Origin of the sequence: Paenibacillus plantiphilus (assembly GCF_927798095.1) — a bacterium.
Lineage (GTDB): Bacteria > Bacillota > Bacilli > Paenibacillales > Paenibacillaceae > Paenibacillus_Z > Paenibacillus_Z plantiphilus.
Map to the genome: position 1 here is coordinate 70874 of NZ_CAKMMF010000005.1, position 17213 is coordinate 88086.

General features: G+C 47.2%; 18 protein-coding genes and 1 pseudogene. 12 read left to right on the forward strand and 7 right to left on the reverse strand.

The window, feature by feature from the left end; all coding sequences use genetic code 11:
- Positions 1–488 precede the first annotated feature (488 nt).
- Positions 489–2401 (forward strand): annotated as a pseudogene (gene thrS / locus L6H65_RS05600) (threonine--tRNA ligase).
- A 129-nt stretch (positions 2402–2530) separates the two neighbouring features.
- Here the strand turns inward: thrS and L6H65_RS05605 are convergent.
- Positions 2531–3169 carry a stalk domain-containing protein gene (locus L6H65_RS05605; RefSeq protein ID WP_236339517.1) on the reverse strand — a complete coding sequence of 213 codons (639 nt, stop codon included), beginning with the start codon at positions 3167–3169 and terminating at the stop codon, positions 2531–2533.
- Positions 3170–3283: 114 nt separating this feature from the next.
- On the opposite strand from L6H65_RS05605, the gene L6H65_RS05610 reads away from it, so the two are divergent.
- The 3 genes from L6H65_RS05610 (at position 3284) to L6H65_RS05620 (ending at position 4797) form a co-directional block, all read left to right on the forward strand.
- Positions 3284–3940 (forward strand): DUF4085 family protein, encoded by a 657-nt coding sequence (locus tag L6H65_RS05610; protein WP_236339697.1) that lies wholly within the window; start codon positions 3284–3286, stop codon positions 3938–3940.
- Positions 3941–4074: 134 nt separating this feature from the next.
- Positions 4075–4416: a DUF1801 domain-containing protein gene (locus tag L6H65_RS05615; protein WP_236339698.1), complete on the forward strand. Its 342-nt coding sequence runs from the start codon at positions 4075–4077 to the stop codon at positions 4414–4416.
- Positions 4417–4569: 153 nt separating this feature from the next.
- A complete protein-coding gene (locus L6H65_RS05620; RefSeq protein WP_236339518.1) occupies positions 4570–4797 on the forward strand; it encodes a tautomerase family protein in 228 nt (75 codons plus the stop codon).
- A 156-nt stretch (positions 4798–4953) separates the two neighbouring features.
- Here the strand turns inward: L6H65_RS05620 and L6H65_RS05625 are convergent, their stop codons facing one another.
- Positions 4954–6366 (reverse strand): GNAT family N-acetyltransferase, encoded by a 1413-nt coding sequence (locus L6H65_RS05625; RefSeq protein WP_236339519.1) that lies wholly within the window; start codon positions 6364–6366, stop codon positions 4954–4956.
- A gap of 305 nt (positions 6367–6671) precedes the next feature.
- Positions 6672–7433 (reverse strand): phosphotransferase, encoded by a 762-nt coding sequence (locus tag L6H65_RS05630; protein WP_236339520.1) that lies wholly within the window; start codon positions 7431–7433, stop codon positions 6672–6674.
- 215 nt (positions 7434–7648) lie between these two features.
- On the opposite strand from L6H65_RS05630, the gene L6H65_RS05635 reads away from it, so the two are divergent.
- Positions 7649–8191, forward strand: coding sequence for a GNAT family N-acetyltransferase (locus tag L6H65_RS05635; RefSeq protein WP_236339521.1), 543 nt, complete (start codon positions 7649–7651; stop codon positions 8189–8191).
- A 187-nt stretch (positions 8192–8378) separates the two neighbouring features.
- On the opposite strand, the gene L6H65_RS05640 is transcribed toward L6H65_RS05635, so the two are convergent.
- The 3 genes from L6H65_RS05640 to L6H65_RS05650 form a co-directional block, all read right to left on the reverse strand.
- Positions 8379–8942, reverse strand: coding sequence for a peroxiredoxin family protein (locus L6H65_RS05640; protein ID WP_236339522.1), 564 nt, complete (start codon positions 8940–8942; stop codon positions 8379–8381).
- 72 nt (positions 8943–9014) lie between these two features.
- A complete protein-coding gene (locus L6H65_RS05645; protein WP_307728303.1) occupies positions 9015–9743 on the reverse strand; it encodes a Crp/Fnr family transcriptional regulator in 729 nt (242 codons plus the stop codon).
- Between the two features lie 164 nt (positions 9744–9907).
- Positions 9908–10528 (reverse strand): hypothetical protein, encoded by a 621-nt coding sequence (locus L6H65_RS05650; protein WP_236339524.1) that lies wholly within the window; start codon positions 10526–10528, stop codon positions 9908–9910.
- A gap of 155 nt (positions 10529–10683) precedes the next feature.
- Here L6H65_RS05650 and L6H65_RS05655 point away from each other — a divergent pair, with 155 nt between their 5' ends.
- Positions 10684–10983: an alpha-glucosidase C-terminal domain-containing protein gene (locus L6H65_RS05655; protein WP_236339525.1), complete on the forward strand. Its 300-nt coding sequence runs from the start codon at positions 10684–10686 to the stop codon at positions 10981–10983.
- On the opposite strand, the gene L6H65_RS05660 is transcribed toward L6H65_RS05655, so the two are convergent.
- On the reverse strand, positions 10946–11845 hold the full coding sequence (locus L6H65_RS05660; RefSeq protein WP_236339526.1) for a LysR family transcriptional regulator: 900 nt from the start codon (positions 11843–11845) through the stop codon (positions 10946–10948). The two genes, L6H65_RS05655 and L6H65_RS05660, sit on opposite strands and share 38 nt — an antisense overlap.
- A 110-nt stretch (positions 11846–11955) precedes the next feature.
- On the opposite strand from L6H65_RS05660, the gene L6H65_RS05665 reads away from it, so the two are divergent.
- The 6 genes from L6H65_RS05665 (at position 11956) to L6H65_RS05690 (ending at position 17158) form a co-directional block, all read left to right on the forward strand.
- On the forward strand, positions 11956–13236 hold the full coding sequence (locus L6H65_RS05665) for an adenylosuccinate synthase (protein ID WP_236339527.1): 1281 nt from the start codon (positions 11956–11958) through the stop codon (positions 13234–13236).
- 213 nt (positions 13237–13449) lie between these two features.
- Complete coding sequence (locus L6H65_RS05670) at positions 13450–13608, forward strand: hypothetical protein (RefSeq protein WP_236339528.1); 159 nt, start codon at positions 13450–13452, stop codon at positions 13606–13608.
- Positions 13609–14181: 573 nt separating this feature from the next.
- The gene (locus L6H65_RS05675; RefSeq protein ID WP_236339529.1) at positions 14182–14619 is read left to right on the forward strand and encodes a class I SAM-dependent DNA methyltransferase; all 438 of its coding nucleotides are present in this window, start codon (positions 14182–14184) and stop codon (positions 14617–14619) included.
- Between the two features lie 75 nt (positions 14620–14694).
- Positions 14695–14943 carry a hypothetical protein gene (locus tag L6H65_RS05680; RefSeq protein WP_236339530.1) on the forward strand — a complete coding sequence of 83 codons (249 nt, stop codon included), beginning with the start codon at positions 14695–14697 and terminating at the stop codon, positions 14941–14943.
- 70 nt (positions 14944–15013) lie between these two features.
- A complete protein-coding gene (locus tag L6H65_RS05685; protein WP_236339531.1) occupies positions 15014–15541 on the forward strand; it encodes a hypothetical protein in 528 nt (175 codons plus the stop codon).
- A gap of 12 nt (positions 15542–15553) precedes the next feature.
- Positions 15554–17158 (forward strand): leucine-rich repeat domain-containing protein, encoded by a 1605-nt coding sequence (locus L6H65_RS05690; protein ID WP_236339532.1) that lies wholly within the window; start codon positions 15554–15556, stop codon positions 17156–17158.
- The last annotated feature ends 55 nt before the right edge of the window (positions 17159–17213 follow it).

Here is a 17213-nt window from a genome sequence, read left to right on the forward strand (position 1 = left end):
AGGAAAGCGAAGAGCGGGTAACGAGAACGATCAATGGTTGAACGGGAAATTAGAGATGGATAAAGAGCTGGCGGCATTATTTGATCTGTACCAAGATTAGGCACATAGTTGACCAACTTCATTCATGTATCTATAATGTTTACAAGGAATACTAATCAGGCGATAATCAAAGACATGATTTCCTTTGCGAGCTGTACAGAGAGAGAGGTTCAAGCTGAAAGCCTCTCAAGCTATCGGAAGCGAAATTACCCCTTTGTAGCCGTGTCGTTGAACCTGTGAGCCATTCATGCTCATGATGAAAGTAGACGATGCCGCCTTATCCCCGTTACCGGATACTGATTAAGGACCTTGCCCAGCATGTTTCGGCATATAGCTGATTCATGATAAGCGGCGGGTTGAATTAGGGTGGAACCACGAGCTGAACGCACTCGTCCCTTCGAGGAGATGTGCGTTTTTTTGCGTTCAATTCAACCCTGAGGAGGCTCAACATGGTCATCAAAGTAACATTGCCAGATGGAAAAATTCGAGAGGTCGTGCAAGGGACGACGATTGAACAGGTGGCGGGAATTATCAGCCCAAGCCTAAAGAAGAGTGCGGTAGCGGGTAAAATCAATGGCACACCTGTTGATCTGAATAGATCAATCGATGAGGATAGCCGGATTGAAATTATTACACTTGATAGCCAAGACGGTCTGGAGGTTTATCGTCATAGCACAGCCCATTTGATGGCTCAAGCGATCAAGAGAATTTATGGACAGACAGCCGTGAAGCTGGGTATTGGACCTGTCATTCAGGAAGGATTTTATTACGATATTGATATAGAGCAGCCGCTGTCCTCCGATGACCTGGCTGCTATTGAAAGAGAGATGGAAAGGATCGTGCAAGAGAATCTGCCGATCATTCGACGTGTCGTTAGCCATCAGGATGCGAAGCGGGTGTTTGAAGAGCTTGAAGATCCACTTAAGCTGGAGCTGATCCGGGATCTCCCGGAAGATGCCGTGATCACTCTGTATGAACAAGGTGAATTCGTGGATCTCTGCCGGGGACCGCATCTCCCGTCAACTGGCCGAATCAAGGCATTCAAGCTGTTAAGCGTGGCGGGTGCATACTGGCGCGGCGACTCCAACAATAAGGTGCTCCAGCGAATTTATGGTACGTCATTCCCGAAAGAAGCCCAATTGACCGAGTATTTGCATGTCCTGGAGGAAGCCAGGAAGCGTGATCATCGCAAGCTGGGAAGAGAGCTTGGACTGTTCATGTTCTCCGAAGAGGCACCAGGAATGCCGTTCTATCTTCCGAAGGGAATGACGATCCGGACCGAGCTTGAGGACTTCTTGCGCGAAGTGCAGAACAAACGCGATTACGAAGAGGTGCGCACCCCTTTCATGATGAATAATCGGATGTGGGAGCAGTCGGGGCATTGGGAGCATTACAAGGATAATATGTACTTTACGCAGGTAGATGAAACGAAATTTGCACTCAAGCCAATGAACTGTCCGGGACATATGCTTATTTTCAAGAATACGCTTCACTCCTACCGGAGCTGCCGATTCGGATATCGGAATTCGGCCAAGTGCATCGCCATGAATTCTCCGGGGCTCTAAACGGAATGATGCGGGTACGCACATTCTGTCAGGATGATGCGCATATTTTCCTTCGTCAGGATCAGATTGAAGAGGAAATCAATCGGACGATTGCGCTCATTGATCATATCTATCAGGTGTTCGGCTTTGAATATAAGATTGAGCTGTCGACTCGACCCGAGGATTTCCTGGGAACTGAGGAGATCTGGAACCAGGCGGAGCAAGCTTTGCAGAACGCATTGGATAAGCGAGGCATGGATTATCAAATTAATGAGGGCGACGGTGCTTTTTACGGGCCCAAGATCGACTTTCATATTCTGGATGCCCTTAAGCGCAGCTGGCAGTGCGGGACGATTCAACTTGACTATCAAATGCCGGAGAAATTCGACCTTACGTACATCGGCGAGGACAATCACAAGCATCGGCCGGTTGTCATACACCGGGCAATATACGGCTCAATCGACCGGTTCATAGGTATTCTGACCGAGCATTACAGTGGGGCATTCCCACTGTGGCTTGCTCCTGTTCAAGCGAAGCTGCTGCCGGTCTCGGACAGCTTTAACGATTATGCGCTTCAAGTGAAGCAAGAGCTTGCGGAAGCGGGTATCCGCGTTGAGGTGGATATCCGAAGCGAGAAGCTGGGATATAAAATTCGCGAGGCGCAGTTGGAGAAAGTCCCCTACATGTTCGTAATCGGTGAGAAGGAGAAAAGCTCTGGTTCAGTGGCCATTAGACATAGGGGAAGAGGGGATATCGGTTCCATGCCAGTCGCTGAAATTGCCGAGCATATTATTAAAGAAATTCGAGAAAAGAGATAGTTCAACGCTACATTCATTCATCATCTGTTCGGAGGTAGAAGGCAGTTGTTGCAGCATTTGCTATAGCGACTGCCTTCTATTGTGTAGTGCGTCTTGCCAAGCTAGGTGCGATAAGTCGGTACGAATGATTTACTCACCAAAAGACGCGCCAGGAAATACGGTGTAACGATCCAAATACTGCGTTGAATTGGGGACAACTTTAACAGAACCGATCTTGCCGTCTGGACTATATGTAAATCCCCATTTCTCCACTTTTATCTTATAATCGTCTTCCGCAGTTACCCGCTGTACAATTTGTACCGTAAATTTATCGTCTGTGGATTCAACTGCTCTGAAGTCGACAATGCTTGCCATATCTAAAGTGCCAACTGGAAACTCTGAATAAATATCGGTTGTAAAGTTGTCGGAGACCAGGTTCTTGATGGCGTCATAATCTCTTTCATCATAAGCCATGATAAACCTATAAATAGGGTTCCTGCTCGAAACATATGAAACCCAACCTCGCTCTTGTTTAAAGTTTGGATCAGAATTGACATAAACCGTCTTGGTTTTGTTGTCCCAGCTAATCGGTGTTCCAAATCCATCAGAGATCGCTCGAATGGGAACATAGACATTGCCGTCGATAATTTTGGGCTGTGTACTGGTTTTTACTTGATTGTTGTTTACAAAGATTTTGGGAGTAGTCATGGCAGTGGCAGCATAAGCCCCAGCACTAAATATTAAAGCGCATCCTAAACTAATTAGACCTATCTTAGCTAATCGTTTCATTGAATACCTCCTAATTAAATGTCATACTATTGACGTAAATAGTAAGAAAAGGTTTCAAGTGTAAACGAATGTTCAGTTTGCAGAGCTACATGAGGTTCGGAGGGTGAACGAGTGATGAAATATTTTACAAAAGAATGGTATGAGAAAATGCAAGTAGTAGGTTTTTTGGCCTTTCCTGAGACGGAACAGGAGTGGGAGGAGAATGTTGCTTGGTATCAAGCGGAAGGAAGAAACTTTGATGCTTTGTGCAGGGAGGAGCTGGAGCATCGCAAACAAGAATTGCTCAAATTCCTTCCTGAATCATTCCATCCTTATATTCATGCTGGAACGCTGAGATGCCAGTTCCCTACGACAGAGCTTAGGGAAATGGCTGAACGGTGGCGACAAGAGTGCTACGAAAGAAATGAAGCTATGCGTAAAGAATACCGCAACTACTATCTTTCGATTAAAGATTCCCTGCCCAGTGGTGCCGTTCAAATATATGAAAAGTCATTGCACGATGCAAGAGTTCGGTCACTTGAGATGCCTGCTAAGGATACTTTCATAATGATATTGGATTGCAGGGGAAGCTTTCATTATTACACCGACGTGAAATTAACATTCACAGGCGTGAAGCAGCTGCAATGTTCGGATATACATGCGGACAGTTCCTGGCTTTATGACGAAATTTACTATACTGATGCTGGATTTAAGCTTCAGGTGCTATTCGAAAGTCCTTTAGAGGAACTAACCATTATTGCAGACAATGTTTTGATTGAAGTGCTTGGATGACGGATTAGACCCACTAATCGAGTCGCCACACGCCGGAAGAGATCAGGGATAAAGTAATGCATATGGTGCTGAAGGTGGCAAATTGTGAAACAATAAGAGAGACACACTATTTTACACAAGAAGGAGAAATGAAAATGAACCAGGAAGTCGTCGATTTTATTGAAGCGGTAAAAGAGCCTTGGCAACGGGAGCTGTGCTCTCGCCTGCGGGGGGTTGTCCACGGAGCGATTCCAGACCTTCAGGAGCGCATCCAGTATAAGAAACCTCATTTCTTGAAAAATGGGAAATATGCCGCCGTCATTTCAACATCGAAGGATGCGGTAAGCTTTACAATCTTCAATGCGAGCGGCCTGTCGCTTCCAGAAGGATTGTTCGACGGTCCTCCTGAGAGAAAGACAATCAAGTTGCGGCAAGGGGATACAGTTGATACCGAGCAGCTGTCGTCGCTGGTTAGTCAAGCAGCCGCGGCATTATAAACGAACGCGGGACAGGTCTTCAAAATTGACATAAAATCCCTATCGCGTTATCATTTAAGAATCATCATCCCAAGAGTAATGCCGCACAGGCATAGCCTGTCGTCTCTTATTGAGATGGCGGGCTTTTTTTTAGAAAAGAAAGGGGATTCAATTATGCCGTATATTAATTTGCAAATTACTAAGGGTGCTACCCGTGAACAAAAGGCGCGAATTGTGAAGGAGTTTACAGAAACGCTCGTTCATGTGCTAGGCAAGAAGCCTGAACATACTCATATTGTCATTCAGGAGGTGGAGGATGAGAATTGGGGGTTTGCCGGTATATTAACCGATGAATATCGGAGAATTGAAAACAGCACCCCTACTGCTGCCAAGGAGGAATAGGAGCTTGAAATTCGTGTGGTGACACCGCACCGCCCTACGCGCGCTGGGAGCAGCGCGCGGTACAGAAGGTTGCCGGAGATGCGAATAAGCCGCCAGAAATCTGGCGGCGAGTGAATCAGGATTAGTGTTATGGCAACACAATCACGCTTGTCACGATTACATCTTCAATCTCAATTCTCGTATGATTTCATGTCCGTTTCGGTCCACCTGCTGGAAACCCAAAGAAGCGTATAAGCTAGACGCTCGTTCGTTCTCAGGCCGATGCCCAAGTACGATTTGGCCGCAGTCGTGCTTTTCCTTCATATAGCGTATAAGCTCTACCATGCCAGCCCGTCCCAATCCTCTATGCTGGAACCTATGATCGATCATATAGGACATGATCCAGTATTTCCTGTCATCGGGATCGACGGTGTAAACCGCGAATCCTGCTAAATGATCGCCTGTGTAAATAGCCAAAGGGAAAAACCCGCAATAGGCCGACTCTGCAAGCCAATATACAGCTGGGACAGGGAATGTGCTCTTCTGCTCCTCCGCAGCTTCAAGCTGGGTGCAGGCATACCAATTGCTTTGGTCAATCGGTTTGAGTTCCACTGCTGGCCGATAACGTTCACGTATCCGATCACATATCCCCAGCAGCTTATCCTTAAGTCCAGCGGCCCAATCCGGCGAGCTGGCGATATCCATATCTTCAATACTGCGCAGCAGTCGTGCGAACTTATACAGGTCTGCAAATCTCTGAAACACGGGTAGCAAGCTCATGAAACGTTCATCCAGCAGCTTGACGGACCTATACCCTGCAAGAAATTGCTCAATCTTGCTTCTTGCTTCTTCGCCATCTTGTTCCAGAAGATCGGAAATGGCGGACGCAGCATCCATCATGAACCAATGCACCATCGCGTCATCGAAATCAATGGCGTAGTATTGCTTTTCCTCTGCTGCATAGAAAATATTGTCGATCTCAAAATCATAATGGATAAGCCCCGTATATCCCTCGCCTGCAGGCAGCTCTGCGAGCTGGCCCCGCAATCGTTCGAGCTCTTTCAGAAGGCCTATTTCCTCAGGGTAACGCTGCAATACTGACGAGATAAACGTCAGCGCATCGGTCCAGCTTCTTCGTGATGTCGTACCCGCGACATAGGTTTCGGATAAATGATGAAGAGAAGCGAGCTGTCTGCCCCAGCTTTCAAAATGAACCTCCGACATCTGATCAATCGGGATATGCTGCCCATGTGCCTGCTCGAAAACTACACCGTAATAAAGTCCACTTTCTGTAGCAATTGTTTCAATCCAATGCCCGCTCTTGGAGCGCACAGGAGCAACAGTCGGATAACCGTTGTCTAACAAATACAGCATGAAATCAAGCTCAGCCTGAATATGCTCGATCGTGTTGTCCTCTTCATGAATGAACCTGAGAAAATGCCGAATACCGTTTCTCTCGAACGAGTAGATGAAATTGCTGCTTGCTCTCCAGAACTTCAATGTTTCCGCATCATGATCCCACAACGAAATCAGTTGTTTGGCCGGGGAATCATTTGCTGATCCTCTTACCATGTTTCTTAAAGACATCATTGCCTGTTTGCCTCCCATTACCTAATGAGAGGTGTATTCGTTTACGAATGATGACCTCTCACAGGCTCTCTTGTGTTTTTGTACGTATTCAAACACCATCACTCCTTAAGTCGTAGTAGGGATATATAGACTGTGTGCAATTTGAATTGATCCCCCATGAGAACATTATTGGGTATACACCCAATTTTATCAAGTTTTAATTTGCTAAGGCATGCTATTAGATCAGGTTGCTTCCTTTACAAGCTCCTCCAAATCATTCATCAAAGCAGATATCCAGGCTGCTGATCCAGGAATTGTCTCTGTACCTAATTAAGCTGTGCTATAGATAGGTCAGTACCGTTCTCGTGAAGAAATGCAGCTAGCATATCCGCCCTCGATACATGGCTCCAAGCACGGGCCTCCTTAATTAAGCAATATAAATCACCCAGATGGGGACTTAAATAACCGATAGCCCAATCAATCGGCAGAATACGACTCCCTTGAATCAACAGGTTTTTGGCATGATAATCGTGATGGACAAGTGTAAGGGGGAGCGTATCATATAACGTATGCAGATCGCACGGAAACGTGGTTTGCAGTCTACTAAGAACGCTGTTATCTGAGAAATGATTCGACCGCAGAAGATCATCCAACAGGGTGAGAAAGTTTGCAGCAGATACGGTGTATAAACGAATCATGTCGCCTGGAATATTCAATTCCAGATTATCTGCTGCTATCGTCCGTATTCTTGCTAGTTCCCTTGCTGCTTCCAGAAAATAATCGGAGTGGGGCTGCTGCTCCAAATTATTGCTTCCACGATCCTCCATCACCATAACTGCACTATTCCCTACTTCAAAATAGCCAAAGATGTAGGGAGCTTTAATATTCAATGGGCCCACCAGCCGCTTATAAATAGCAGCTTCTCCCGCCATGTCGTCTCTGCCCCATTTCATAATGCGAGTTTCACCGCTTGCCAAAGTTGCTCTATATACTTCAGAAAGCGACCATTTCCTCAATAGCGACCATTCAATAGCTTCATCCAGCACAGGCATTAACGAGCGATAAGCAGAAAAACATTCTGGAATCATCGGTTTATTTTCCTCCGTATTCGTGGTAGTGGCACAGAGAAATTTTTACATATACAACCAAAAAAGTATAGACTTATAATTCCCCCTCTGCTATGATGTTGAATAAGGTCTTGGAAAAATTCAGGACTCTTTTTTTTATAGGAACAATGAAGCAGCCCGTCCTTAATGGGAGTGGGTTTTTTTTGCATCCAAACGATGATAGAGGAGGCACTTATATGGAAATTTATCTCCATTCAGAGAGACTGCATTTACGCCTGTTGGAATCAGGAGATGCGGATGTTTTGGAAAAACTAGCTGGGGACAAGGACATAGCCAGCACTACGTTAGGCATCCCGCATCCATATCCTAAGGGTTCGGCAGCGGGATTTATTGCAAATAGACAAGAGGCCGCATCGCAAGGCGAAGGCTATTCTTTTGCAGCATTAACGAAATCCGAGGGAACGTTCTTGGGCGTTGTCGGTCTGCACCTGGATAAGAATCATAACAACGGGGAATTAGGCTATTGGATCGGGAAGCCATATTGGGGCAAGGGGTACGGCTCGGAGGCAGCCCGAAGGGTGGTTCAATTCGCGTTTGATGAAATCAAATTAAACAGAGTTTGGGCAGCAGCAATGACTAAAAACCCTGGGTCCTCCAGAATTATGGAGAAGGCGGGCATGAAGCATGAGGGCACTTTTCGGGAGCACATACTGAAATGGGATGTTTACGAAGACCTGTCTTACTATGGCCTGCTCCGATCGGAATATCTATTGGGGTGAACCCCAATAGAATCCGTTATTTTAGGGGGAGTGAATATGAATCGAGCTGAAAAGGATCGAGATAAGATGCTTCGTATAACGAAAATAATGGAGAATGAAATAGAATTAAAAAAGATCAACCAGAAGAACCGGTCGACCTCATAACAGGAGCTTGCGGAATCGTTAATGTTAGTCTCAATGCTGCCTGTCAACCATTATCGGCAATGCCTGCGAAACGGTCGATGACGTCTAGCGGCAAGTGATCCGTAACCAGACGGCCGTAGTGCACAATCTGCAGGATGCCACTCTCATCGATGAGGAACTCTGCTGGAATACGGTGCATATTGGACCCCGCCTCTGGAGTCAATGCAAAACCTTCGGCTGCTGCCTCAGCCACAAATGTCTGTGTGCTCGAATCGGCTATCGTCGCCTGTACTTTCTCCTCGGACACCTCGACACCGTACAACTTGTAAAGGTCGGCCAGAGGATCGGCACATAACGGGAATGGCGACTCCTGCTTGCCGACATGCTGGAGCATGCTAGAGTCTGGCGACTCGAACACCGCCACTACCTCCAATCCATGCAGATGCCACTGATTATAGCGCCGGATAAAGTGCCGAATGCGCAAGTTGCACAGTGCACAAGCGGCGTTGCGCAAGAACGCGATTAGTACCTTGCGACCACGAAGATCGGACAAGCGGAGAGGATTCCCGTCGATACCGGTGAACGTGAAGTCAGGGGCCTCCATCCCCGAAGACAATGGATTTCTCATTTGTAATAACCTCCTGGTTATAAATGGTGTAAACATCAGTCGAGCTGACTTTATTTACTTTACCAGGCGGTGCTATACGGCTTCTGTGACCTGGTCACCAATGAGTTCAGTCAGCGCTCCCCGCTGCCGAACGGTAACCACTCCCCGTCCAGTTTCTATCCACCCCTTCTTCTTCATTCGACCCATAACACGGCTGACTACTTCACGAGCGGAACCTAATTCGACAGCTAACTGCTGATGCGTAATCCGAACGGTCGGCTGCTGCGCCGACGTCAGCTTCAACAGCGTCTCGGCGAGTCGGAAGTCCAGCGGCTGCGACATTTTATCGGAGAGGAGACTGCCCAGTTGAATTAACCCATCTAGAATATTGCCGAATACTGCATTTCGGATAGGTGCATATACTTGTATCCAATGCAAAAATGCTTTTTTCTCTACGAACATGACCGTTACCTCAGTCTCGGCTGTGATCGTTCCGGGATATTCGCGATCGCTCAAACCACTCAGCACCATCATGGCACATATATCGCCAGCGGAGAGACGGTTAGTCAGCGCTTCACGGCCACCTTCGGTTAGATTCAAGATTTGCACAGTTCCTGAAATAAGGAACAACGTATAATGAACAGCATCATCACTGCGAAATAAGGTCGATTTGGCAGGGAACGATCTAAGGTGAGGTTTTGCCGCAGCCCACTCCTCAGTGGGGATTGTTCTGAAACAGGGAAAGATATCGAACAGGCTATGCAATTCGGGAAGAACATGAGCCATAGGAATTCTCCAATCTAATATAGAATGTGTTTTCATTGTACATTCCGAGAACTCATTACTCAAAGGAATTCACATCTAAGGGAAATGATTGCTCTATATTGCAGGAGCTGACCATAATCCCCCTATGATATTAATTGGATAATACGCGAGGGGAGGAGTGGTCGCCAAGTTCATCGGCAAACAGAGCGTCGAAATCTCCCTTATCTCCGTACAAATAGAGTACGTCTCCGGCTTCCAGCGCGGTTTCGTACTTTTCTCTGCGCACATTGGACCGTCCCTCGCTTGATGTATAGCAGGTTCAAATCAGCATCCAAGGATAGGACATCACTCATTTTCTGCCCGATATAGGGGGAATTCGGACTGATCGGCATTTCTGCAAAGTGGTCGGATTCCTCCAGTAATAGAACGTCTTTAATAGGCAGCTCATGTACGTCGAATTTGCGTTCCAACGAGCGGTTGAATTTGGAGGATAGGAAGGCTGTCATCATAGGAGTACGCACCAAGATAAGTAGGGCGATTAGAGAACATGCGGACACGGCCAAGTAAGAGGACTGAAATCCCGGGGCGAGAATAGTCGCAAAAGCAGACACGATGACCGCGAATGAGAAGAGTCCGAAGAGAATGAGAAACATACCGATCCGGCGGCGGATTGGATGGTCGCTAATGAGCTCCGACTCCATTGTCGTAAAGCCGGTACTCGTAAGAAGCGAAATCACCTGAAATCGCGAGATATCCTTGTCGAGTCCGGTAGCACGCATGAGGACAACGGAGATTTCGACAACGGCAAAGACGATGACCATATAGATAATGATGAACTCCATGTATTGCCACCCCCTGAACTAGGCTGCTGCTACTCCTGTTTTACCCCAAATCTTAAATCTTCAACAGCCGGAGTACGGTTTCTTGTTGTTCGACGCCTATGATCTGGCCTGGGAGCCATTCGATCAAGCCATGTTCGAGCATCACAAGACCTTGATTGGTCTCAGAAAGACATGCCGCGTTCTGGAATAGCGAGCTAGCGTTCATTCGCAATACGGAGCCGAAGGTAATAGCATACAGCAGAAGAAGTGGGAATGAGGAATACCTCATTCTGGTTAATCTATCCGATCAAGCAGCGACGCCCCAATTTACAAACGGGGATATGGCAGTAGCAGCATTTTCCAGCCGGACGACGAAGGAAGTCATCTATCGCACAGGGGCAGATAATGATGCTCCAGCATATCTGCATGGCCGGCTATTTATTCATCCCTATGAAACGTTGATTGTAAAAGTGTGAGAAAGGACTTCGACGCGGCGGAGAGGGGAACTCCCCGTAGTGTCGCAATCCCTACATTGCGCTCCGGTATAGGAGGGCTCAATGGAATTTCGACGAGATGGCCGGCATTCAGCTCGTCCAATACATAATTGCGAATGACAAATGCAAGCCCGAAGCCCCGGATAGCGAACTGTGCAAGCAGGTCGATGCTGCCAAGCTCGAACTCTGGCGTTAACTTAATCCCATAGGCGGCAGCATAGCTATCAATGAAATTTCGTGTGCTTCCACCTGGCTCAAGTATTAACAACGGATATTCATGAATGGAATCCAACGATAACGGACTGTTTGCCAGCGCAGCGAATTTCTTGCCGCCTACGAGGCAGTCTTGAATGGGGGAGCTTGGCTGAAAGTCAATCTGCTTGTCCGATGCGGGCAAGCTGACGATGCCGAAGTCAATCTTCCCCTCTTTAAGCAGCGCAATTGTTTCGGGCGTCGTTCGGTTTGTTATGCGGATGCGGATATCGGGATATTGCTGATGGAAGCTCTCCAGGCAAGGCAGCAGATAATGCTTGCACAATGTGTCACTCGCTCCGATATTGATCTCCCCGCGATTCAGGCTGTGCATCTCTGCGATGGCCCTCTCGCCAATCTCCACAAAGTTAAAGGCTTGCTGGATATAACGAAACAACACTTCGCCTTCCGCATTAAGCCGCACTCCCTTGGGCGTTCGGAAGAACAGCTGCCCGCCACAACTCCCCTCCAATTGCTTGATGGTATGGCTTACTGCAGGCTGTGTAATGTGCAGCCGTTCTGCTGCTCTTGACAAGCTGCCTGTCTTCGCTGTCCAGTAGAATACGCGATACCATTCCAAATTGATTTCCATAGCTATTACCTCACCTTATATCAGGTATTATCAATATTAATTTTTCTAATGCTGATTCTTGGAATTATAATAATTGATGTCAATAAAATCAAGTTCGGGAGGCGGAGTCTGTGACAGTAACCGCAATTGTAGGCGCTAATTGGGGAGACGAGGGCAAGGGGAAGATGACGGATGTGTTGGCTGCCCAATCCTCTTTTGTAGTACGGTATCAGGGAGGAAGCAACGCAGGACACACGATTATTAACGAATACGGCAAGTTCTCACTGCATATGCTGCCGTCGGGTGTTTTTTATCCCTTCGTTACGAACGTTATTGGACCGGGAACGGCGCTTGATGCCGAAATGCTGCTCGGGGAGCTGAAGGAGCTGGCGGCAAGAGGCGTGCCGGAGCCGAAGCTTGTTCTATCAGAACGGGCTCAGGTGGTGCTGCCGGTACATCGGCTGTTTGACGAGCTTGAAGAGGAGCGGCTGGGGGCAAAGGGCTTCGGCTCCACCAAGCGCGGCATAGCGCCATTCTATGGGGACAAGTATGCGAAGCTGGGCATTCAAATCGCAGATTTGTTCGACCAAGCCCGATTGCTTGACCGAGTCGAACAATTGCTTGCAGCCAAAAACGTCTTGCTGGAGCACCTGTACGGACGACCGCGAATTCAGCCTGAGCAATTGATGATCAAGCTGATCGAGCAGGCGGAGAGTCTTGCTCCGTTTGTTTGCGATACGACTGAGCTGCTGCAAAAGGCTTATAGGGAGGGCGAGTCCATCCTGCTTGAAGGACAGCTGGGAGCGCTTCGCGATCCGGATCACGGGATTTATCCGTTCTCGACATCATCCTCTACGCTCGCGGGCTTCGCCCCTGTCGGCGCTGGACTTCCTGCGTACTCAGTAACCAATGTCATCGCAGTCGTTAAGGCGTATTCCAGCTGTGTTGGCGCGGGACCCTTCGTGTCTGAGCTGGAAGGAAGCGAAGCAGACGAGCTTCGACGTCGCGGCGGCGATGCAGGCGAATACGGAGCTACTACCGGCCGACCTAGACGAATGGGATGGTTCGATGCCGTTGCTACCCGCTATGGCTGCATGATTCAAGGGGCAACTGAGGCGGTGCTGACAAATCTCGATGTGCTGGGATACTTGGATGAGATTCCCGTCTGTACGGCTTATCAGTTGGCAGACGGCACAATAACCGATCGTTTCCCGGTAACACCCAAGCTGCATACGGCCCAACCGCTATTGACGAGGCTGCCGGGCTGGAAATGCGATATCTCCCAGGTTAAACAATTCCACGCGCTGCCCCAATCTGCCAAGCAATACATTGATTATATAGAATCCAGCATTGGTGTTAAGATCAAGACGGTGTCCGTTGGTCCAAGGCGCGAACAGGTAATTGAACGGTAGTGAACGGGGAGAACTGTAGTCGGCAGAGAGAGCGGTAATTGGTAGGGGGAACTGTAGTCGGCAGAGAGAGCGGTAATCGGTAGGGGAACGGTAGTCGGCAGAGAGAGCGGTAATCGGTAGGGGGAACGGTAGTCGGCAAGGAGTGCGCGGTAGTCGGTAGGGGGAACGGTAGTATTCGGCAAGGAGAACGGATAACGGGGGTGGAGCTCTAAGATGAGTGAGCATAGACGGTTCAAAATGGCGGATATCGCTGAGAGGCTTGCGTCCAAGCCGATTCATGGCGAGAATAAACAAGAGCTTGAAGAGATTATTGGATACTTTGATCGAGCAGATAAAGAGGCGTTTTTTGCGTTACATTCGGATACGAGATGATTACCAATTTAATAAAGGTTGATCGAGCGTGTAATGCGTCGGGATCAATTTATGTTATGTAACAGATTGAGCACGTTTCCGGTTTTCAGACGGATTCGTGCTTTTTATACGAAAATAGATAACAGTCCCATTGCAGCAAAGGCAATGTCTACTGCTACTATCCGCTGTAAGCAGGAAATTCCGTGTTAACGCAAGAAATGGCAGCGCGAAGGGTGCTGTAAGCAGGAAAAATCGTGTTATAGCGGTGGACAAAGCCATTCCGCTTACTTTCTCTGTCACTTAAAACGGAAAAACCTGCTTACAGCGTACCAAACGAACATCTCGCTAGCTTTAAGCCGGAAAAAACGTCTTAATGCTGGCGCCGCGTGCAGCTCCCATCGCAGACTTTAGCGCTGCGTGACGGAGGGGTGGTAAGTGATGAAGCTGCACCCCTTTTCATTATGAAAGGGGACATCAAAGAAGTCCTGGGATTTTTGCACATACATATTGATGCGCACTATGATATTCTATATCATACAATATATAACATTATATGTTTGATCGTTGCAATCTACTTCAAAGGGGCTGAAAAGGGTGACGAATAAGGGATCATATGAAGGCATTGTTGCTGATACCTATGATATCTGGTTTTCGGGGGATGTCTTCGATGATACAGCATTTTACGAGAAATTAATTGCAGAAGCATCTGGTCGCGCATTGGAAATCGGATGCGGCACAGGAAGGCTTCTAGTACCGTATTTGCAGAAGGGGCTTGAAGTGGAGGGCGTGGACCCTTCATCGGAAATGTTGAGCGTATGCAGAGAAAAAGGAGAGCAGACGGGTGTATCTCCCGTACTGTACGAGCAATATATGCAGGAGCTCCAACTGCCGGGCAAGTACAAGACCATTTATATTCCGCTGGCATCATTCATGCTTGTCATTGATAGAGGAGAAGCTATACAAGCGCTCCAACAGATGTATCTCCACTTAGATGAAGGCGGACAAGTTATTATCCCTCTCTTCATACCCTGAGAGCAATTATCCAATCCGAAGAAAGAGTGGACGGTTCGTCGTGTAGGGGATCGCAGTGATGGCGCCAAGATTGTATTGAATCAAGCATCAGAGATCGCTTTCAATGAACAAGTACAGACGAATTGGAATCGCTATGAGATATACAGCAATGACGTATTGATAGAGTCCAGATTTACGACATCCCAGTTGCGCTGGTATTACAAGCATGAGTTTAGAATGATGCTCGAATCCGTTGGATTCACCGATGTGTCTATATATGGTGGCTATAATTGCAGTCCTGTGTCGGACGATCAATCATTTATGATCTTCAGAGCGTTCAAGTAAGTACCAATTGCGGCTTGTTTGCCAGGGATACCGAAATGGCTGCTACATTTATGCATAGCGGGGTTATTCGATGATTGACTTTCTGTATCATTACTACGATGAATCAACAGGACCGTTTCTCAATTTGTCCGATCTGGAGCTGGAGGAAGCGGAACGTGTTCTTCAGGATATCCGGATTCAGAAGAAGGGATTCGCGAGTCAAAGGTCTGCGGACTATCTCACGATTCGACGGGGTCTTGAATGGAGGGCAAGAGAGCTGTTCATATTGAAGGGCGGCAGGCCTGTTCGAAGATATCCCCATTATATGACGGTTGGAGAATGTGCATGGCTTCTGGAGTGGTTCGAGAATGGCCGAGAGCTTCGTATACCTGCTGCAGCCTTCGACCCTTATTCCATAAGCTTTACCTATGGCGATCTGTTTCCAACGATGAGATATGAGGACGGGAAGGTCTACCGGGGACAGGTATACACGCTGGATGAAATTGGCAGGGTAATAAATAGATTCGGATTGCCGCAACAATGGAACCCCCAAGGGGACCATGGACCAGAGAGATATGTAGAGGTTCAGATTTGGGCGGATGATGTGCACCAGCTATGAGAGTACGCAGCAATGGAACGGGAGTTGAATGAAATTAAAATTTGGCTGATGGTCACAACAGATAAATGTACACGAATCACAAATGAAAATGACGATGATTACTACAATTTCATATCTCCTTATTTCAAGGGGACCCGTACAGAGTGGAAGCCCATAAAATTCACTACGGGAAGGAAGGGCAATAAAAGCGACTGTGCGGAGTTTGAGCTGGGCTATCCTGTTTTTATGAGAAAAGCGAAGGAAATTCTTGCCCCCTATATGGAACAAGACGTGGAGTTCCTTCCCATCATGCATGATGAGCACGAGTTGTTTATGGTGAAAGTCAATCGCGTGCAGGACTTTGTCGATATGAGCAATCCAGTGCAAAGAAGGATCAACTACGGCTTCTTCTCAGACTATGTGCACATCCATCCGGAGAAGATTGATGAAGATGTCCACATCTTTCGCAAACCGCAGCCTTCAACCTCGTTTATCTATGTATCCGATGTTTTGAAGCAAGCGGTGGAAGCAAACAAGTTAAAGGGATTTCATTTTGTTGAAATATGGGATACCGAGAATACGGAGGATACCAAGAAGGAGCGGCTTAAACGCTATGACATCTATTATGAGGGTCTCTCATCGAGAGAAAGAGTATCTTTCCACGATGCTTGGAGGATGGTCAGCCATGAGGGGAAGATAGTCCGAAACAATAACAAAATGATTAGAAACAGTGAAGGCGTGATTCTAATCGGAGAGATTTTTACAGATGAGACGGTGCGCTGGATTGATCCGACTTATATTGCCCCTCTTTATTTTGACTTGCAATGGATTGTTTATGAGGGTAACGAGAGCGACAGAAGCATGCAAGAATATTTTGCCGAATTGTCATTTGAAGTGAATGGTCCAGGGGGCAATCCAGTTGCAATTCCAGATAAAGTTCTGGAGGCGATCATTCGAAGAGAGCTGCAACTATATAAGGATGAGCTGACAGATACGAATCTGCTGAAGCTTATTCAATTATCACCTGGACATGGGGATGCGTCTCCGGCTTCTTTGAGAGGTCTTGAGTTTGCGAAGAATCTAATGTCGCTCTCGGTTGGTAATCACCCGAATTTCGATCTGAAGGAGTTAACGCACATCCCAGAAAGTGTTGAAGCACTGGCGATGAGAAATTGCGGGCTGTCGGGTATTGCGATTATGAAAGATTTGACGCTTCCTAGAATCAGCAGCTTGTATCTGGAGGACAACAGCATTGATGATTTGTCTCCACTCATTAAGTTCTCAGCGACACTCTCTCATATAAATGTGGGATCCAACCAAATAAAGAGTATTCTCCCTCTTAATGAACTTCGTCGATTAGATTATATAAACATAAGAAATAATCCTGTAACCAACATTAGTGAACTCGAACTGCCCAAGCTTCGATACCTTTATATCGACGGTATACAGACAGAGGATTGGAGCTTCCTGTCGATGAATTTCCCCGCCTTGGAATATGTATCGATATCTGATGAAGGCATGACAGAGGGAGCGGCCAAGAGCTTGAAGGAAGTCATTAAGAAGAAGCTGTTCACAGTCTATTGGAGTAAGTCGGAAAATGGGGATGGTAAGCTGTACAACAGGAAATTTATAAAGTGAAGTAGCTGTTGAAGTAGCTTTTAACGATAGCGGAGTTCATCGAGGGAGGAGTGAA